Source organism: Streptomyces racemochromogenes, assembly GCF_044129415.1.
GTDB classification, from domain to species: domain Bacteria; phylum Actinomycetota; class Actinomycetes; order Streptomycetales; family Streptomycetaceae; genus Streptomyces; species Streptomyces racemochromogenes_A.
Genome location: NZ_JBBDHD010000087.1, coordinates 1 through 18530, shown reverse-complemented (window position 1 = coordinate 18530; position 18530 = coordinate 1). Strand labels below are relative to the sequence as shown.

Annotated in this window: 15 protein-coding genes; 11 read left to right on the top strand and 4 right to left on the bottom strand. The window is 72.7% G+C overall.

What is annotated here, in order from left to right; genetic code table 11:
* Positions 1 to 3 precede the first annotated feature (3 nt).
* The 4 genes from WDV06_RS26340 (at position 4) to WDV06_RS26325 (ending at position 4744) form a co-directional block, all read left to right on the top strand.
* Entirely contained in the window at positions 4 to 558 is a 555-nt protein-coding gene (locus WDV06_RS26340; RefSeq protein WP_395512266.1) for a GNAT family N-acetyltransferase, read from the top strand.
* A 103-nt stretch (positions 559 to 661) separates the two neighbouring features.
* Positions 662 to 1270, top strand: a complete 609-nt coding sequence (locus WDV06_RS26335; protein WP_395512265.1) for a hypothetical protein — start codon at positions 662 to 664, stop codon at positions 1268 to 1270.
* Between the two features lie 190 nt (positions 1271 to 1460).
* Positions 1461 to 1625: a hypothetical protein gene (locus tag WDV06_RS26330; protein ID WP_395512264.1), complete on the top strand. Its 165-nt coding sequence runs from the start codon at positions 1461 to 1463 to the stop codon at positions 1623 to 1625.
* 80 nt (positions 1626 to 1705) lie between these two features.
* On the top strand, positions 1706 to 4744 hold the full coding sequence (locus WDV06_RS26325) for a helix-turn-helix transcriptional regulator (protein ID WP_395512263.1): 3039 nt from the start codon (positions 1706 to 1708) through the stop codon (positions 4742 to 4744).
* Here WDV06_RS26325 and WDV06_RS26320 read toward each other — a convergent pair.
* From WDV06_RS26320 to WDV06_RS26310, 3 genes are all read right to left on the bottom strand, one after another.
* Positions 4741 to 4980, bottom strand: a complete 240-nt coding sequence (locus WDV06_RS26320; RefSeq protein WP_395512262.1) for a DUF6191 domain-containing protein — start codon at positions 4978 to 4980, stop codon at positions 4741 to 4743. The genes WDV06_RS26325 and WDV06_RS26320 overlap by 4 nt on opposite strands.
* Before the next feature lie 51 nt (positions 4981 to 5031).
* Positions 5032 to 6273, bottom strand: a complete 1242-nt coding sequence (locus tag WDV06_RS26315; RefSeq protein ID WP_395512261.1) for a PQQ-dependent sugar dehydrogenase — start codon at positions 6271 to 6273, stop codon at positions 5032 to 5034.
* A gap of 138 nt (positions 6274 to 6411) precedes the next feature.
* Complete coding sequence (locus WDV06_RS26310; RefSeq protein ID WP_395512260.1) at positions 6412 to 7419, bottom strand: aldo/keto reductase; 1008 nt, start codon at positions 7417 to 7419, stop codon at positions 6412 to 6414.
* Positions 7420 to 7504: 85 nt separating this feature from the next.
* Between WDV06_RS26310 and WDV06_RS26305 the strand changes: the two genes are divergently transcribed.
* The 7 genes from WDV06_RS26305 to WDV06_RS26275 all read left to right on the top strand — a co-directional run bounded on the left by WDV06_RS26305 (position 7505) and on the right by WDV06_RS26275 (position 18010).
* Positions 7505 to 8452, top strand: coding sequence for a 2-hydroxyacid dehydrogenase (locus tag WDV06_RS26305; RefSeq protein ID WP_395512259.1), 948 nt, complete (start codon positions 7505 to 7507; stop codon positions 8450 to 8452).
* A gap of 280 nt (positions 8453 to 8732) precedes the next feature.
* The gene (locus WDV06_RS26300; RefSeq protein WP_395512258.1) at positions 8733 to 11609 is read left to right on the top strand and encodes a putative bifunctional diguanylate cyclase/phosphodiesterase; all 2877 of its coding nucleotides are present in this window, start codon (positions 8733 to 8735) and stop codon (positions 11607 to 11609) included.
* 227 nt (positions 11610 to 11836) lie between these two features.
* Positions 11837 to 13723 carry an acetolactate synthase large subunit gene (locus WDV06_RS26295; RefSeq protein WP_395512257.1) on the top strand — a complete coding sequence of 629 codons (1887 nt, stop codon included), beginning with the start codon at positions 11837 to 11839 and terminating at the stop codon, positions 13721 to 13723.
* A 32-nt stretch (positions 13724 to 13755) separates the two neighbouring features.
* Complete coding sequence (ilvN, locus tag WDV06_RS26290) at positions 13756 to 14280, top strand: acetolactate synthase small subunit (RefSeq protein WP_042816067.1); 525 nt, start codon at positions 13756 to 13758, stop codon at positions 14278 to 14280.
* Positions 14281 to 14406: 126 nt separating this feature from the next.
* Positions 14407 to 15408: a ketol-acid reductoisomerase gene (ilvC, locus tag WDV06_RS26285; RefSeq protein ID WP_395512256.1), complete on the top strand. Its 1002-nt coding sequence runs from the start codon at positions 14407 to 14409 to the stop codon at positions 15406 to 15408.
* A gap of 307 nt (positions 15409 to 15715) precedes the next feature.
* A complete protein-coding gene (serA, locus tag WDV06_RS26280; RefSeq protein WP_395512255.1) occupies positions 15716 to 17305 on the top strand; it encodes a phosphoglycerate dehydrogenase in 1590 nt (529 codons plus the stop codon).
* 96 nt (positions 17306 to 17401) lie between these two features.
* Positions 17402 to 18010 carry a TetR/AcrR family transcriptional regulator gene (locus tag WDV06_RS26275; protein WP_395512254.1) on the top strand — a complete coding sequence of 203 codons (609 nt, stop codon included), beginning with the start codon at positions 17402 to 17404 and terminating at the stop codon, positions 18008 to 18010.
* On the opposite strand, the gene WDV06_RS26270 is transcribed toward WDV06_RS26275, so the two are convergent.
* Positions 17990 to 18530, bottom strand: a 541-nt coding sequence (locus tag WDV06_RS26270; RefSeq protein WP_395512253.1) for a PucR family transcriptional regulator, incomplete at its 5' end; no start/stop codon positions are given. The two genes, WDV06_RS26275 and WDV06_RS26270, sit on opposite strands and share 21 nt — an antisense overlap.

Here is an 18530-nt window from a genome sequence, read left to right as displayed (position 1 = left end):
CACATGTTCGCGACAGACCTGGCCGACGACGCCCAGCTCTTCCCCCTGGAGGTCTGGCACGCGGAGGAGTTCCTCGCGCACATCGACCGGGGCCGGGAGTTCATCGGGCAGTTCATCGGCTTCCCCGACCGGGCCACCGACCTCGACTCCGCCCGGCAGCTGCTGCGCTCCAACGCCGAGAAGTCCGCCGCCGACGGCCGCCGGCTCTACGGCATCCGGGTCGGCGGCACCCTCGTCGGCGGGGTCCTCTTCGCGGACTTCGACGCCGCCGCCGGCAACTGCGAGGTCGGCTGCTGGATGGAGCCCGCGGGCACCGGCCGCGGCCTGGTCACCCAGGCCTGCCGGGTGCTCATCGACTGGGCCTTCGAGGTGCGCGGCATGCACCGCGTCGAATGGCACGTGGCCAGCGGCAACGCCAAGAGCATCGCCGTCGCCGAGCGCCTGGGCCTCACCCGCGAGGGCGTCCTGCGGCAGAACCACCTGCACCGCGGCGTCCGCCAGGACACCGAGGTCTGGTCGGTCCTCGCCCCCGAATGGGCCGCCGCCCGCACCGCCTAGCCGCCAGGGCCGCAGGAACCGCACGGGACCCGCGGCCCACCGGGGCCGCCGGGCGGACCACCCTCTCAGGCGCCTCTCAGAAACGCCGCCTACGGTGCGCGCCATGGACACCACCAAGACCGCCGCCCCGACCGCTCCCGAGACGGACGCCGCCGAGGACAAGCCGGTCACCGGCACCCCCGCCGAGGCCGGGGACACCGCCGCCCCCGCCGGCGCCGAAGCAGAAGCAGAGGCCGAGGCTGCCGTGGACGCCGCAGGCCAAGAGCCCGGCGAGAGCCCGGACGACGACGAGACGGACCCCCTCCCCGAGCGGCCCACCGGCGTCGGCTCCGCGGCCGCCGCCCTCACCGCCGCCGGCCTCGGGCTCATCGCCCTCAGCGGCAGCTGGGTCGCCCGCGTGATGGGCGAACGCCAGACCCTCATCGGCCAGATCGAGTCGGCGAACGCCACCACCGCCAAGGAGAAGATCGCCGCCCTGTACGGCGACGCCTGGCACATGACCGCCCTCGTCAACGGCCTCCTCTCCACCCTCGCCCTGCTGCTCGCCGCCGCCGTCCTCGCGGCCCCCGCCTTCGGCGCACCGGGCCGGGCCCACCCCGCCTGGGTCCGCTCCGTCTCCTGGGCCGCCGTCGCCCTCGGCGTCCTCGGCGTGCTGCTCTTCGGACTCATGTACTTCGACCTCCTCGTCCCCCTCCCGACGGCCGCCGAATAGGCACCGCCTTACCCCCTGCCTTAGGCCGCCCCCGGGCGGCTCAAGGCCTTCTCAGGACCCCCGGCCCCCCGCCTAAGGACCCCGCGGCCGCACAGATGCGGCATGAGCCCCATGTGCCGCACCCCTCTGGGACGCGAATCTTGGATCACACCGAACGAGGTGCCCCAGAAGAGCAACCAGGGAGAACGAGATGTTCGAGTACGAGATCGCCACCGCCCGCCGCGCCGACCTCATCCGCGAGGCCGACCGGTACCGGATGGCCCGCGAGGCCAAGAAGGCCCCCCGCGCCTCTCGCGGCCAGGAATCCGAAAGGCCGGTGAGTCGCCACCGGAGCCTCTTCACCCGCGCCGCGTGACCCGCACCACGCAGCACGTGGAATGACGCGAGATGACGAGCGCACCGACAACGACTGCCGCCCGGCCGCACCCGTGTGCGATGCTCGGCGGCGTGGAAACCAGATCTGTCAGCCCGGTGTTCGTCGGCCGTGCCGACGAACTGGCCGTCCTCGTCGACGCCCTGGCCCGCGCCGCGGACCAGGAGCCGCAGGCCCTCCTCCTCGGAGGTGAGGCCGGAGTCGGCAAGACCCGGCTGACCGAGGAGTTCCTCGGCGAGGCCGCCCGCCGCGGAGCCGTGGTGGCCGTCGGAGGCTGTGTGGAGATCGGGGCGGAGGGCCTTCCCTTCGCCCCTTTCTCGACGGCCCTGCGCACCCTGCTCCGCCTGCTCCCCGGCGAACTCGCCGCCGCGGCCGCCGGCCAGGAGGACGAACTCGCCCGCATCCTCCCCGAACTCGGCGAGACCCCCCGGGGCCCCCACGACGAGGAGAGCACCGCCCGCCTCTTCGAACTGACGGCCCGGATGCTGGAACGCCTCGCGGCCGACCGCACCGTCGTCCTCGTCCTGGAAGACCTGCACTGGGCGGACACCTCCACCCGGCACCTGCTCGCCTACCTCTTCCGCACCCTCGCCCGGGGCCGGCTCGTCCTCGTCGCCACCTACCGGGCCGACGACATCCACCGCCGCCACCCGCTGCGCCCCCTGCTCGCCGAACTCGACCGGCTCCGCACCGTCCAGCGCATCGAGCTGGCCCGCTTCAACCGCGGCGAAGTGCGCCGCCAGCTCGCCGGCATCCTCGCCTCCCAGCCCGACGAGGCCTTCGTCGACTCCGTCTTCGAACGCTCCGACGGCAACGCCTTCTTCGTCGAGGAACTCGTCGCCTCCCACGAGAGCGGCTGCCGCACCGGGCTCACCGAATCCCTGCGCGACCTGCTCCTCGTCCGCGTCGAGGTCCTGCCCGACGCCGCACAGCGCGTGGTCCGCATCGTCGCCGAAGGCGGCTCCACCGTCGAGTACCCGCTGCTGCTCGCCGTCTCCCGGCTGGGCGAGGACGAGCTGATCGAGGCGCTGCGCGCCGCCGTCGGCGCCAACATCCTCCTCGCCACCGCCGACGGCGACGGATACCGCTTCCGCCACTCCCTGGTCCGCGAGGCCGTCAGCGACGACCTGCTGCCCGGCGAACGCGCCCGCGTCAACCGGCGCTACGCCGAAGCCGTCGAAGACGACGAGACCCTGCTCCGCGCCGAGGAGCGGATCATTCGGCTGGCCAACTACTGGTACGCCGCCAACGACCCGGCCAAGGCCCTGCCCGCCATCCTCGCCGCCTCGGTCACCGCCCGCCGCCGGCACGCCTACTCCGAACAGCTCAGCCTGCTCGAACGGGCCATGGACCTGTGGGACAGCGTCCCCGACGACGTACGCGACGAACTGCGCCCCGCCGACTACACCGAGGTCTACCCGCCCTGCGGCTGCGACCCGGCCACCACCCCGCTCCAGCGCGTCGACCTCCTCGCCGAGGCCACCGTCGCCGCCCGCTACGGCGGCGACCGCGAACGGGCCCTGAAGCTCACCAAACTGGCCCTGCGGATCCTCGACGAGGACGGCGGCGACCCGCTGCGCGCCGCCTGGTTCTGGACCGAGCGCTCCCGCCTCATCGCCAACCTCGGCCGCGGCGACGGATGGCAGGAGATCGCCACCGCCCAGGAACTCGTCAAGGGACTGCCCCCGTCCCAGGTGCACGCCGACGTCCTCGTCCGGGTGGCGGGCTGGGGCATGCTCCACAACCCCGGCCCCGGCAACCTCGCCGCCGCCCAACGGGCCGTGGAGTACGCCCGCATGATCGGCGCCGAGGAGACCGAGCTCAACGCCCGCATCACCCACGGCTGCCTGCTCATGGACTCCGGCGACGGTCCCAACGGCCTCGCCGCACTCCACGAGGTCAAGGACCGCGCCATCGCGCTCGGGTTCACCGTCGTGGCGGGCCGCGCCCATATCAACATCACCTCCCAACTCGAATCCATGGGCCGGTCCCGCGAAGCCGTGGAACTGGCCGAACAAGGGGTCGAACTCGTCCGCAGGGCCCGGCTCCTGGACACCGAGGCCTGGGTCCGCGGGAACATGGCCGAAAGCCTGTACAGCCTGGGCCGCTGGGACGAGGCCGCCGAGGCGGCCCGGCACACCCTGCGCGTCGGCCACGGCGCAGCACCCCGCGGCTCCGCCTCCGCCCGCCTGGCCTACCTGGCGCTGGCCCGCGGCGAACTCGCCGAGGCCGCCGCACAGCTCGCCGCCGCCCACGCCCACTTCGGCACCCACGACAGCCAGCCCCAGCACCGGATACCGCTCTTCCGCCTGGCCATCGGCGTGGCCGAGGGGGAAGGACGCCTCGCCGACGTCCGGGCCGAGACGGCCCAGGCCATCGCCTACGGTTTCCCGCTCGGCCAGCACCGCTACGCCTGGCCCCTCCTCCTCGCCTCCGCCACCGCCGAGGCGGACGCCCGGGGCCTGCCCGGCACCGAGGAGGGCCGCGCCGCCGCCCTGGAGGCCCTGCGCGACGCCGCCCGCACCCTGGCCACCCCGGCACCCCTGTGGACCGCCCACTCCGAGTACCTCAGGGCCGAGCTGCTGCGCGCCGAGGGCCGCGACACCGTCGACGACTGGACGGCCGTCGAGGCTGCCGTCAGCCCCCTGGGACGCCCCTATCTGCTGGCCCGCGCCCGCCACCGGCTCGCCGAGGCGCTACTGGGCTCCGGAGGGGACCGCGAGACGGCCGCCGGACTGCTCCGCGACGCCCACGCCACCGCCGACCGGCTGGGCTCCAGACGGCTCCGTGAGGACCTGGCCCTGCTCGCCCAGCGCGCCCGGCTCCCGCTGACCCCGGACGAGGCACACCCGGCCGCGCCGGCGCCGGACACCGACCCGATCGAGGCCCTGGGGCTCACCAGCCGCGAACGGGACGTCCTGCGCCTGGTCGCGACGGGCAGCACCAACCGCCGGATCGCGGAGGAGCTGTTCATCTCCCCGAAGACGGCCAGCGTGCACGTCTCGAACATCCTGGCCAAGCTCGGCGTCGCGAGCCGGGGCGAGGCAGCGGCGCTCGCCCACCGGCTGCGCCTGTTCGCCGCCCTGGCGCCGCGGCCTTAGGAGGCGCCGCCCCCACCCGGCGCGGCGTCCGCCCCGGTCCCCGGGGCGCCGCCGCCCGCGTCGCCCTCCGCCTCCGGCCGGGCGCCCCCGGCCGGGCGTATGAGGACCGTGCCCGAGTCGAGGTCTATCGGGCCACGCCCCGGATCGCCGTCACCCACATCGGTCCGGGACAGCTCCAGCCGCTTCTTCTCCTCGTCCGTGTGCCGCCGCCCCGGGTTGAACAACTCCTCGATCATGTTGAACACCGTGCCCACCGTGCCTTCCGCCCCCCACCGGGGCTCCGTCGGTCACCGCACCGTCAGACCCAGGATCCTGTCGTCGCCCGCCTGAGGCGACCCGCGGCCGTCCGTCTCGCTCGTGACCAGCAGCAACCGGTCGCCGCCGAGCGCCACCACCGTCCGCAGCCGCCCGTACTTCCCCGTCAGGAAGGCCTCGGGCTCCGCCGCCGGCACGGCCCCCTTCAGCGGGATCCGCCACAGCCGCTCGCCCTTGAGCGAAGCCATCCAGATCGAACCCTCCGCCCAGGCGATCCCGCTCGGGGAGGCCTCGTCCGTCCTCCAGACGGCGACCGGATCCCGGAAGCCCGCCTTGCCGCCCTTGCCCTCCACCACCGGCCAGCCGTAGTCGCCGCCCGGCTCGATGAGGTTCAGCTCGTCCCACGTGTGCTGCCCGAACTCCGACGCCCACAGCCGCTTGTCCGCGTCCCAGGCGAGGCCCTGCACATTGCGGTGCCCCCAGGAGTAGACGACCGAGTCCGGCTCGGGATTCCCGTGCACCGGCTTCCCGTCGGGGGTCATCCTCAGGACCTTCCCGCCCAGCGACGTCCGGTCCTGCGCCAGCGCCGTGTTCCCCGTCTCGCCCGTCCCCGCGTAGAGCATCCCGTCCGGGCCGAAGGCGATCCGCCCGCCGTTGTGCACGACCCCCTTGGGGATGCCCCTCAGCACCGTGTCCGGCGCCCCCAGCTGCTGGCCGGGCGGCCTCTGCTCGTCGTAGCGCATCCGGGCGATGCGGTTGTCGGACTCCGTCGTGAAGTACGCGTACACCAGCCGGTCCGAGGCGAACCGCGGGGACAGCGCCAGCCCCAGCAGGCCGCCCTCCCCACCGGGCGCCACCCCGGGCACCCTGCCGATCTGCGTCACCTCGCCCGTGTCCGTCCGGACCCTGCTGATCGTGCCCTTGTCCCGGGACCCCACCAGCAGGTCCCCTCCCGGCAGCGGGGCCACGCCCCACGGGGAGTCCAGCCCCTTCGCCACCTCGGCCGTCACCGTCACCGAGCCCCTCGCGGGCGGAGCCGACGCACCCGCCCCCGGCGAAGCCCCCGCGGACACCGCCGCCGGCGACCCCGGCGGTGGTGAACCCCCCGCCCCGGGCGGCGCCCCGCCCGGCCCGGAGCATCCCGCCGCCAGCAGCGCCCCGCACCCGGCCAGCGCGACCCCGGCCAGCGCCCCCCGGCGCCGCGCGCCCGGGGCGCCGTAGGCCCCCGTACCCGAACGCCCGCCCCGCACCGCTCCCCGCACTCCGTACCGCATCGTCCCGCTTCCCTCCGGTCGGCCCAGTCCTGCCCTTCACAAGACCCAACAGATCCGGCGGGTGCCCAAGTTCCACCACTCGTACACCCGATCGAGTGGTTGTCGCGGCCCTCCCACGAGGGCCGCTCGGTCCCGGGCTCAGTCCCAGGCCCCCACCGCCGCCGGGAGCGCCGCGAGCCCGGCCAGCTCCCCGGCCGTGAGCCGCACCTCCGCCGCCCGCGCGTTCTCCGCCGCCCAGCGCGCCCGGTCCGCCCCCGGCACCGGCACCACGTGCGGCCCCTGCGCCAGCACCCACGCCAGCGCCACCTGCGCCGCCGTGACCTCCGGCCCGTGCCGCCGGGCCACCCGCCGCAGCTCCGCCACCAGCACCTGGTTCGACGCCATCGCGTGCGCCGTGAACCGCGGGTGCCGCGCCCGCACGTCGGCCTCCTCGAACCCCTGCCCCGGCGTCAGCGTCCCGGTCAGGAACCCGCTGCCCAGCGGCATCGCCGCCAGCACCCCCACCCCCCGCGCCGCGCACCACGGCAACAGCTGCCACGCCGCCTCCGGAGACCACACCGACAGCTCCGCCTGCACCGCCGTCACCGGAAACACCTGCTGCGCCCGCTCCAGGTGCCGCAGCGTCGAGCGGTACGCCCGGTCCCCCCGCCGCCCCGCCCCCGGGCCGGCCCCCGCGCCCAGCGCGCAGAACCCCAGCGCCCGCACCTTCCCCGCCTGCACCAGTTCCGCCATGGCCCCCCACGTCTCCTCCACCGGAACCTCCGGGTCCACCCGGTGCAGCTGGTAGAGGTCTATGACGTCGGTGCGCAGCCGCCGCAGCGAGGCGTCGCACGCCCGCCGCACGTACTCCGGCCGCCCGTCGGCCACCACGTGCCCCTCGCCCGCCCGCAGCCCCACCTTCGCCGACACGAAGGCCTCGGCCCGCCGCTCGCGCAGCACCCGCCCCACCGCCAGCTCGTTGGTGAACGGCCCGTACAGATCGGCCGTGTCCAGCAGGTTCGCCCCGAGGTCCAGCGCCGTGTGCAGGGTCCGCAGCGACTCCTCGCCCCGGCGCCGCGACGGCGCGTAGGCCCAGCTCATCGGCATGCAGCCGAGCCCGATGGCCCCCACCGTCAACGGTCCCGACCCGATCGACCTGCGCTCCACCCCTGCGTCCCCCCTCCCGGCCCTGTCCCGGTCCGGCCCTCAAACTAACGGCTTGATCACGTGCGCTTCGCATAGCCTCGGGATCATGACTGCAACGACCGCGGACGTCTGGCTCCCGTTCCCGCCCGGGGAGGTCGACGGCCTCCCCGACTCCTTCCGCTACCGACGGTGGGACGGCGAGGACGAGTTCCCGGCCGACCCGGCCGCCTGCGTCTTCTACGTCACCCCGTACATGAAGTCCCAGGCCGTGACCCTGCGCCCGCTCCCGGCCATGCCCGCCCTGAGCGTCGTGCAGACCCTCACCGCCGGCATCGACCACGTCCTGCCCGGCCTCGGCCACCTGCGCCCCGGCGTCCGGCTGTGCAACGCGCGCGGCGTCCACGAGGCCAGCACCGCCGAACTCGCCCTGACCCTCACCCTCGCCTCCCTGCGCGGCATCCCCGGCATGGTCCGGGGCCAGGACCGCGAGGAGTGGCGCGGCGGCTTCTACGAGGCGCTCGCCGACAAGTCCGTGCTGATCGTCGGCTACGGGGCGATCGGCGCGGCCATCGAGGACCGGCTGCTGCCCTTCGAGTGCGGCCGCATCACCCGCGTCGCCCGTTCGGCCCGTACCGCCCCGCACGGGCCCGTCCACGCCCTCGGAGACCTCCCGGCCCTCCTCCCGGACGCGGACGTGGTCATCCTTTCCACGCCCCTCACCGAGGACACCCGGGGCCTGGCCGGCGCCGCGTTCCTCGGCCGGATGAAGGACGGCGCCCTCCTGGTCAACGTCTCGCGCGGTCCCGTCGCCGACACCGGGTCCCTGCTGGCCGAACTGGAGTCCGGGCGGCTGCGCGCCGCCCTCGACGTCACCGACCCGGAACCGCTGCCCCCGGCACACCCGCTCTGGCACGCCCCGAACGTCCTGATCACGCCCCACGTGGGCGGCAGCAGCTCCGCTTTCGAGCCCCGGGCGAAGCGGCTGATCGCCCGCCAGCTCACCCGGTTCGCCGCCGGGGAGCCCGTCGAGAACACCGTTCTGATCACCGACTGAACCAAGACGCCCACTCTCCGCGTCCATACGTATGCGAGCAGTTGTCGCACGCCTCCCGTTGGTGACGGAGAGTAGAGAAGCTATGTCGCTGAGTGACGAAAGTGGTGTATCGTCCGGAACAAGGGGCTGCGCCACGTACGTCTGGCGCTGGGGTGAACGGACACTTTGGGGGGCGACGGGCGATGCACGGCCAATGGACGAAGGATCCGATGCGGCAGAGCCGCCGGAGGCGGCGCTGCCGGGACTGCAGCGCGCCGGGACCGGCGTGCGAGGGGGACCGGTGAGCGCCCCGGGGGCGGCGCTCCTGACCCGGCCTCCGGTCGCCGGCGGCGGGGGCAAGGGCCTGGGGGCGCAACTCCTCCTCGCGGTGGTCAGCGGCGGCTACGCCGTAGGGGCCGCCCTCGGCTGGGGCTCGGAAGAACTCGCCGAGATCATGGGCGACTTCGGGCTCAGCACCGCCGGATTACTGGCCGCCGTCTCCTGCTACCACTACGCGCGCGCGATCGACCGCCGCGAGCGCCCCGCCTGGCTGATGTTCGCGTTCTCCTCGCTCATGGGGGCCCTGGGGAACGGCATCTGGGGCTGGTACGAGGTCGTCCTCGACCGCAAGGTGCCCGAGCCCTCGCTCGCGGACTTCGCCTTCCTCTGCTTCGCCCCGCCCGCCATCGTGGGCCTGCTCGTCCTCGCCAAACGCCCGGTCACCCGCGCCGGATGGGTCTGCCTCGCGCTCGACTCCTGGCTCATCGGCGGCTCCCTGCTGACCCTCTCCTGGAGCCTCGCCCTCGCCAACGCCGCGCGCACCGCCCAGTCCGGGGCGCCCGGCAGCGTCCCGCGCGCCGCGCTCTCCCTCGCCTACCCGCTCCTCGACATCGCGCTGGTCTCGATGGTCCTGGTGCTGCACTTCCGGCGCTCGGCCAACAACCGCTCGGCGGTCAACACCGCCATCGCGGCCCTCGCCCTGACCGTCCTGAGCGACGCCCTGTTCACCTCGCCGCTGCTCAACACCACCTACCGCTCCGGGGAGATCCTCGACGCCGGCTGGTTCGCCGGCTCCCTGCTGCTCGCCTACGCCCCCTGGGGGGCCCGCCGGCCCGAACCCGTCCCGCGGCCCGCGCCCGCGCGCGCCGACCGGCCCCACAGCCGCCCCATCACCGGCTCGCTGCCCGCACTCACCCCGTACCTCGCCGCCGCGGTCTGCACGCTCGGCATCCTCTACAACGTGGTGGACGGCCGGAAGGTCGACCGGATGGTGGTCTTCACCGGCTGCACCGTCGTGCTCGCCCTCGTCGTCCGCCAGGGCATCATGCTGCTCGACAACATCGCGCTGACCCAGGAACTGGCACAGAAGGAGAACCACTTCCGGTCCCTCGTCCAGGGCTCAAGCGACGTCATCATGATCGCCGCCCCCACCGGGACCCTGCGCTACGTCAGCCCCGCCGCCGCCGGCGTCTACGGCCGCGAGGCGGAGGAGCTGGTCGGCACCGAACTGGCCGCCCTCATCCACCCCGACGACCTCGGCCGCGTGGTCCACGAGGTGCGCCGCTTCCTCGCCGCCCCGCCCGCCGAAGAGCCCACCACCCGCATCGAATGCCGGTTCAAATCGGGCGGCGGGGAATGGCTCAACGTGGAGTCCACCGTCAACCGGCACCAGGGCGGACTCATCCTCAACAGCCGGGACGTCACCGAGCGGGTCCGCCTCCAGGCCCAGCTCCAGCACAGCGCCGAGCACGACCCGCTCACCGACCTCCCCAACCGCGCCCTGTTCACCCGCCGCGTCCGCCAGGCCCTCACCGGCCGCCGCGCAGGCGACCACAGCACCGCCGTGCTCTTCATCGACCTCGACGGTTTCAAGGCCGTCAACGACACCATCGGCCACCAGGCGGGAGACGAACTGCTCGTCGAGGCCGCCCGCCGCCTCCAGGACGCCGTCCGGGCCGGGGACACCGCCGCCCGCCTCGGCGGGGACGAGTTCGCCGCCCTCATCCTCGGCGACGGCAGCCGCGACCGCAGTGCCCGCGAGTACCAGGTCCACGAGATCGCCGACCGGCTGCGCGGCACCCTCTCCCAGCCCTACCGCATCGCCGGCAGCGAGGTCCGGGTCGCCGCCAGCATCGGCGTGGCCTTCGCCGACCCCGGCATCACCCCTTCGGACCTGATGCGCAACGCCGACCTCGCGATGTACCGGGCCAAGGCGGCCGGCAAGGACCGCGTCGAGCTGTACGCCCCGCAGATGCAGGCCGAGGTCGTCCGCAGGGCCGAGCTGGCCGGGAAGCTGCGCACCGCGCTGCACGAGGGCGAGTTCGCCCTGCTGCACCAGCCCGTCGTCTCCCTGGCCGGCGGCGAGGTCACCGCGGTCGCCGCACAGGCCCGCTGGCGCTCCGCCCAGGGGATCCTCTTCACCCCGTCCGAGTTCCTGCGGGTGGCCGAACACAGCGAGGGCGGCCCCGGAGGCGGCCCGGACCCCTCCCGGGCCGCCGAGCTGAGCCGATGGCTCCTCGAAGAGGCGGTGGCCGAGGCCGCGGAGCGTCATCTCGCGGGCCACGACGTACCAGTGGTCGTACGGATGACCGCCCGGCGGCTGCTCGACCACGCGGTGCCCGGCGGCTCCGTGGAGGCCCTGCTCGGCCGGCACGGTCTGCCCTCCGGCGCCCTCGTCCTCGAACTGGCCGCCTCCGACCCCAGAGTCCCCTTCGACGAGCTGGAGCGCCGCCTGACCGCCCTGCACCGGCTCGGCGTCCGGATCGCCCTGGACGGCTTCGGCAGCGGCTACGCGGCCATCAGCGCCCTCCGCCGCCTTCCGGTGGACCTGCTCAAGCTCGACCGGGGCCTGGTCGAGGGCGTCGTCGAGTCCGCCCGACTGCACAAGATCACCGCAGGATTGTTGCGCATTGCAAATGATCTGGGCATGCAGTCCGTGGCCGACGGCGTGGACCTCCCCGAGCAGGTGGCGGCCCTGCGCGCCATGGGCTGCACCCACGGACAGGGAATGGCGTTTTCCGGCCCCCTCGACGAATACAGGCTGCGCCGCGCGCTCGTGAGGGGTACGTTCCCAGTACCGGGCGGTACGGCCCAGCCTGCCTTGGCCGGAGGCTCGTCCGGTGGCTCGATGGTCATCCATAGAGGCTCAAATAATGAGACGCCCGTCCCACCCGCTTGACATCGACCTCCCGCCGGAGGGAGGGTCAATGCCATGCGCACCCGAATTCTCGTACTTGGAAAGCGCGTCGGCTGAAGCTGGGACCTGCATGTCCCCGCTCCACACCGCCGACGCGCTCCCCTCGCTTGCCACCTGGCACGAGGGGTTTTTTGTTGCACTGGCACACGCACCCGGACGAGAACCGGGGCACCCCCGCTCCTCGTAAAACCCTCAGCTTCGAGAAGAGAATGCCGATGACCGAGCAGGCCTCCGGGGCCCACCATCCGCAGCCGCGGCCCCGTACGGGTGGGCAGCAGCCCACCGCAGTTGAGCACGTCACGGGTGCGCAGTCCCTCATCCGCTCTCTCGAAGAGGTGGGGTGCGACACCGTCTTCGGCATCCCGGGCGGCTGCATCCTCCCGGCGTACGACCCGATGATGGACAGCAAGAAGGTCCGTCACATCCTGGTCCGCCACGAGCAGGGGGCCGGCCACGCCGCCACCGGCTACGCGCAGGCCACCGGCAAGGTCGGCGTCTGCATGGCCACCTCCGGCCCGGGCGCCACCAACCTCGTCACCCCGATCGCCGACGCCCACATGGACTCCGTCCCGCTGGTCGCGATCACCGGCCAGGTCTCCTCCAAGGCGATCGGCACCGACGCCTTCCAGGAGGCGGACATCGTCGGCATCACGATGCCGATCACCAAGCACAACTTCCTGGTCACCAAGGCCGAGGACATCGCCAAGACCATCGCGGAGGCCTTCCACATCGCCTCCAGCGGCCGCCCCGGCCCGGTCCTGGTCGACATCGCCAAGGACGCCCTCCAGGCCAAGACCACCTTCTCCTGGCCCCCGGCCCTGGACCTGCCCGGCTACCGGCCGGTCACCAAGCCGCACGCCAAGCAGATCCGCGAGGCCGCCAAGCTCATCGTCCAGGCCAAGCGCCCGGTCCTGTACGTCGGCGGCGGCGTCATGAAGTCCGGCGCCACGGCCGAGCTGAAGGTCCTCGCCGAGCTGACCGGCGTCCCGGTCTGCACCACCCTGATGGCCCTGGGCTCCTTCCCCGACAGCCACCCGCTGCACGTGGGCATGCCGGGCATGCACGGCTCCGTCACCGGCGTCACGGCGCTCCAGAAGTCGGACCTCCTGATCGCGCTCGGCACCCGCTTCGACGACCGCGTCACCGGCAAGCTGGACAGCTTCGCCCCCTTCGCCAAGGTCATCCACGCGGACATCGACCCGGCCGAGATCGGCAAGAACCGCGAGGTCGACGTCCCGATCGTGGGCGACGCCCGCGAGGTCATCGCCGACCTCGTCCAGGCGGTCCAGGCCGAGCACAACGACGGCCACACGGGCGACTACACCGCCTGGTGGAAGGACCTCAACCGCTGGCGCGAGACCTACCCCCTGGGCTACGACCTGCCCGAGGACGGCTCGCTCTCGCCGCAGCAGGTCATCGAGCGGATCGGCGCCCTCGCCCCGCAGGGCACGATCTTCACGGCCGGCGTCGGCCAGCACCAGATGTGGGCCTCCCACTTCGTCAAGTACGAGGAGCCCCGCACCTGGCTGAACTCCGGCGGCGCCGGAACCATGGGCTACGCGGTCCCCGCCGCGATGGGCGCCAAGGTCGGCATGCCGGACCGCGCGGTCTGGGCGATCGACGGCGACGGCTGCTTCCAGATGACCAATCAGGAACTGGCCACCTGCGCGCTGAACAACATCCCGATCAAGGTCGCCATCATCAACAACGGCGCCCTCGGCATGGTCCGCCAGTGGCAGACGCTGTTCTACAACCAGCGCTACTCCAACACCGTGCTCCACGGCGACGAGACCGGCCACGACACGGTGGGCTCCCAGCTCGGCGAGTCCGTCGCCCCCCGCCAGGGCACCCGCGTCCCGGACTTCGTCAAGCTGTCCGAGGCCATGGGCTGCGTCGCGCTGCGCTGCGAGGACCCGGCGGACCTGGACAAGGTCATCGCCGAGGCCAACGCCATCAACGACCGCACGGTCGTGATCGACTTCATCGTCCACGAGGACGCCATGGTGTGGCCGATGGTCGCCGCCGGCACCTCCAACGACGAGGTCATGGCAGCCCGGGGCGTCCGCCCCGACTTCGGCGACAACGAAGACGACTGAGCCGAGAGAGCCTGAGAGAGAGAACGACTCACATGTCCAAGCACACGCTCTCGGTCCTGGTCGAGAACACCCCCGGCATCCTCGCCCGGATCGCCGCCCTGTTCTCCCGCCGCGGGTTCAACATCGACTCGCTCGCGGTCGGTGTCACCGAGCACCCCGACATCTCCCGCATCACCATCGTCGTGAACGTGGAGGACCTCCCGCTGGAGCAGGTGACCAAGCAGCTCAACAAGCTGGTCAACGTGCTCAAGATCGTCGAGCTGGAGCCGTCGAACGCCATCGAACGCGAACTCGTTCTGGTGAAGGTCCGCGCCGACAACGAAACGCGCTCGCAGATCGTCGAGATCGTCCAGCTGTTCCGCGCCAAGACCGTCGACGTCTCCCCGGAGGCCGTCACCATCGAGGCCACCGGCGGCAGCGACAAGCTCAGCGCCATGCTCAAGATGCTGGAGCCTTTCGGCATCAAGGAACTGGTGCAGTCCGGCACCATCGCCATAGGGCGCGGCGGCCGGTCCATCACGGACCGCAGCCTGCGCTCCCTGGAACGCAGCGCCTGACACGCGCCTGACGCCACGCCTGGACCGGGCGGGACACGCCCGGTTCGCATGGCGAGACCGACAAACTCTTATTCCGTTCCCCGCCGTACGGTGGGTGCAACATCAGCGCACCAAGGAGATACCCCAGTGGCCGAGCTGTTCTACGAGAACGACGCCGACCTGTCCATCATCCAGGGCCGCAAGGTCGCGGTCATCGGTTACGGCAGCCAGGGCCACGCCCACGCGCTGTCGCTCCGTGACTCCGGCGTCGACGTCGTCGTCGGCCTCAAGGAGGGCTCGAAGTCCAAGGCGAAGGCCGAGGAGCAGGGCCTGAAGGTCCTCCCCGTGGCCGAGGCCGCCGAGTGGGCGAACGTCATCATGATCCTGACCCCGGACCCGCTCCAGGCCGAGATCTACGAGGCGTCCATCAAGGACCACCTGCAGGAGGGCGACGCGCTCTTCTTCGGCCACGGTTTCAACGTCCGCTACGGCTTCATCAAGCCCCCGGCCAACGTGGACGTCGCCCTGGTCGCCCCGAAGGGCCCGGGCCACCTGGTCCGCCGCCAGTACGAGGAGGGCCGCGGCGTTCCGTGCATCGCCGCCGTCGAGCAGGACTTCTCGGGCAACGCCTTCGCCCTGGCCCTGTCGTACGCGGCCGGCATCGGCGGCACCCGCGCCGGCGTCATCAAGACCACCTTCACCGAGGAGACCGAGACCGACCTGTTCGGTGAGCAGGCCGTCCTCTGCGGTGGCGCCTCCGCCCTGGTCAAGGCCGGTTTCGAGACCCTGACCGAGGCCGGCTACCAGCCGGAGATCGCGTACTTCGAGTGCCTGCACGAGCTGAAGCTCATCGTGGACCTCATGTACGAGGGCGGCCTGGAGAAGATGCGCTGGTCCGTCTCCGAGACCGCCGAGTGGGGCGACTACATCACCGGCCCCCGCGTCATCACCGACGCCACCAAGGCCGAGATGAAGAAGGTCCTGGAGGAGATCCAGAGCGGCAAGTTCGCCGAGGAGTGGATGGCCGAGTACAAGGCCGGTCTGCCGAAGTACAACGAGTACAAGAAGGCGGACTCCGAGCACCTGCTGGAGACCACCGGCAAGAAGCTGCGCAAGCTGATGAGCTGGGTCGACAGCGACGAGAGCTGATCTCGCGCACGGCGGGGCCGGGACACGCAGTCCCGGCCCCGCCGCGCATCCCCCTCCGGCCGGACCCTCGGTCGCGGGCCCGTCGAAAATCGACGGAATGTAGACCATGAAACGTGCGGATTGTCCACCCCGGCCAATCACGGACGGGTGATCCTTCCGTACAGGCGGAATTCCGCGCCGGAACCGCTACTACACTGCTCAACACAACGCGTCAGGCCCACAGTGTCGTGCGTCTTCCACGCGGCTACCCCCTCCACCGCCTGCGGCCGTCGGGACGGCCGTCCGCACTGGACTTGTGAGGACCCACGTGAGCTCGAAACCTGTCGTACTCATCGCCGAAGAGCTGTCGCCCGCCACGGTGGACGCGCTCGGTCCGGACTTCGAGATCCGGCACGTCAACGGCGCCGACCGGGCACAGCTGCTGCCCGCCATCGTCGACGTCGACGCCATCCTGGTCCGCTCCGCCACCAAGGTGGACGCCGAGGCCATCGCCGCCGCCAAGAAGCTGAAGGTCGTCGCCCGCGCCGGTGTGGGCCTCGACAACGTGGACGTCTCCGCCGCCACCAAGGCCGGCGTGATGGTCGTGAACGCCCCGACCTCGAACATCGTCACCGCCGCCGAGCTCGCCTGCGGCCTCCTCGTCGCCACCGCCCGCAACATCGCGCAGGCCAACACCGCGCTGAAGAACGGCGAGTGGAAGCGCAACAAGTACACGGGCGTCGAGCTCAGCGAGAAGACCCTCGGCGTCGTCGGCCTCGGCCGCATCGGCGTCCTGGTCGCCCAGCGCATGTCGGCCTTCGGCATGAAGGTCGTCGCGTACGACCCCTACGTGCAGCCCGCGCGCGCCGCCCAGATGGGCGTCAAGATGCTGACGCTCGACGAGCTCCTCGAAGTCGCCGACTTCATCACCGTGCACCTGCCCAAGACCCCCGAGACCGTCGGTCTCATCGGGGACGAGGCCCTGCACAAGGTCAAGCCGTCCGTCCGCATCGTCAACGCCGCCCGCGGCGGGATCGTGGACGAGGCCGCGCTGTACTCGGCCATCAAGGAGGGCCGCGTCGCCGGCGCCGGCCTCGACGTGTACGCGAAGGAGCCCTGCACGGACTCCCCGCTCTTCGAGCTCGACCAGGTCGTCTGCACCCCGCACCTCGGCGCGTCCACGGACGAGGCCCAGGAGAAGGCCGGCATCGCGGTCGCCAAGTCGGTGCGCCTGGCCCTCGCCGGTGAGCTCGTACCGGACGCGGTCAACGTCCAGGGCGGTGTCATCGCCGAGGACGTGCGCCCCGGCCTGCCGCTCGCCGAGAAGCTGGGCCGCATCTTCACCGCCCTCGCGGGCGAGGTCGCGGTCCGCCTCGACGTCGAGGTCTGCGGCGAGATCACCCAGCACGACGTCAAGGTGCTCGAACTCTCCGCCCTCAAGGGCGTGTTCGAGGACGTCGTCGACGAGACGGTCTCCTACGTCAACGCCCCGCTGTTCGCGCAGGAGCGCGGTGTCGAGGTGCGCCTGACCACCAGCTCGGAGTCCCCGGACCACCGCAACGTGGTGACCGTCCGCGGCACCCTGGCGGACGGTCAGGAGGTGTCGGTCTCCGGCACGCTCGCCGGCCCGAAGCACCTTCAGAAGATCGTGGGCGTCGGTGAGTACGACGTGGACCTGGCCCTGGCCGACCACATGATCGTGCTCCGCTACACCGACCGTCCGGGCGTGGTCGGCAAGGTCGGCCTGCTGCTCGGCGAGGCCGGCCTGAACATCGCGGGCATGCAGGTCGCCCGCGCGGAGGAGGGCGGCGAGGCGCTCGTCGTCCTCACCGTCGACGCGGAGGTACCGGTGGACGTCCTGGCCGCCATCTCGGCGGAGATCGGCGCCGCGTCGGCCCGTACGGTCAACCTCGTCTGACCGTCGCGCGTTCGCTGGGGAAGGGCCCGGGGTGCACACCCCGGGCCCTTCCTTGTATACGTGCGTATTAAACGGATGTCTTGCTACCGTGGCGGCATGGGACACCGTGAAGATCTGCTCGAAGGCGCCAAGAAGTGCCTCGTCGAGAAGGGGTTCGTGCGGACCACCGCACGCGACATCGTGAGCGCCTCCGGGACCAACCTGGCGTCCATCGGCTACCACTACGGCTCCAAGGACGCGCTGCTCACCCAGGCGTTCCTCGCCCTGATCGAGGAGTGGGGTGAGGGCCGGCAGGCCGGGCTCGCGGGGGCCGCGGGCTCCCTTGAGCGGCTGCGCGCGCTGTGGGACGGAGTGGTCGCCGAGCACGGCACGGCCGGCCCGGTCTGGGCGGCCAGCCTGGAGGTGGCGCTGAGCCGGGACCAGAAGCCCGAACTGAGGGCGATGCTGGCGGCCTCGCAGCTCGAAGGGCGCCGCGGCCTGGTCTCGATGATGACCGGGACCCCCGAGGAACAGCTGACGGAGCGCGACGAGCGCACGCTCGGAGCGGTCTACCAGGCGCTGCTCAACGGCCTGATGATCCAGTGGCTCTTCGACCCCGCCACCGCCCCGTCGGGCGAGGAGTTCGCGGAGGGGCTGCGGCGGCTGGCGGGCGGGATCGCGGACGCGGAGCGGGCGCCCGGCGGTTCAGCCGTTCAGCCGGGCTGACTTGAGGGCCATGTGGAGCAGCAGGCGGTCCTCGCCCGCGTCCAGGTCGAGCCCCGTCAGCTGCTCCACCCGGCCCAGCCGGTAGTACAGGGTCTGGCGGTGGACGCCCAGAGCCGCCGCCGCCCGCCCGGCCTGTCCGGCGCAGTCCAGGAACACCTCGGCCGTACGGGCCAGTTCACGGTGGGCCGGGCTCAGCAGGGCCCGCGTGGCGGGGTCGTCCACGGGCCCGGCGGCCAGCGCGCCCAGCATCCGGTACGGGCCGATCCCCGCCCACTGGGCCACCGGGCCGAGGCGCGGCTCCGCGGCGGCCGCCCGCGAGGCGGCGACGGCCTGCCCCCAGGCGGCGGGCAGCTCCCCGAGCCCCCGCACGGGGTCGGACACCCCGGCGGTCACCCCGGACACCGCGCTCCCGGCCGTCCCGGCGCCCTCCGGCCCCGGCCCCCCGGCTACCGCGGCCCGCGCGGCCCCCGCCGTACCCGCGGCGGCGGTGGCGCGCCCGGCTCCCGCGGCCGGCGTGGCC

Excerpts from the sequence above, each read along its gene's own strand:
- WDV06_RS26340 (WP_395512266.1), top strand. The coding sequence starts at position 4 with ATGTTCGCGACAGACCTGGCCGACGACGCCCAGCTCTTCCCCCTGGAG.
- WDV06_RS26335 (WP_395512265.1), top strand. The coding sequence starts at position 662 with ATGGACACCACCAAGACCGCCGCCCCGACCGCTCCCGAGACGGACGCC.
- WDV06_RS26330 (WP_395512264.1), top strand. The coding sequence starts at position 1,461 with ATGTTCGAGTACGAGATCGCCACCGCCCGCCGCGCCGACCTCATCCGC.
- WDV06_RS26325 (WP_395512263.1), top strand. The coding sequence starts at position 1,706 with ATGCTCGGCGGCGTGGAAACCAGATCTGTCAGCCCGGTGTTCGTCGGC.
- WDV06_RS26320 (WP_395512262.1), bottom strand. The coding sequence starts at position 4,980 with ATGATCGAGGAGTTGTTCAACCCGGGGCGGCGGCACACGGACGAGGAG.
- WDV06_RS26315 (WP_395512261.1), bottom strand. The coding sequence starts at position 6,273 with ATGCGGTACGGAGTGCGGGGAGCGGTGCGGGGCGGGCGTTCGGGTACG.
- WDV06_RS26305 (WP_395512259.1), top strand. The coding sequence starts at position 7,505 with ATGACTGCAACGACCGCGGACGTCTGGCTCCCGTTCCCGCCCGGGGAG.
- WDV06_RS26295 (WP_395512257.1), top strand. The coding sequence starts at position 11,837 with ATGCCGATGACCGAGCAGGCCTCCGGGGCCCACCATCCGCAGCCGCGG.
- ilvN (WP_042816067.1), top strand. The coding sequence starts at position 13,756 with ATGTCCAAGCACACGCTCTCGGTCCTGGTCGAGAACACCCCCGGCATC.
- WDV06_RS26275 (WP_395512254.1), top strand. The coding sequence starts at position 17,402 with ATGGGACACCGTGAAGATCTGCTCGAAGGCGCCAAGAAGTGCCTCGTC.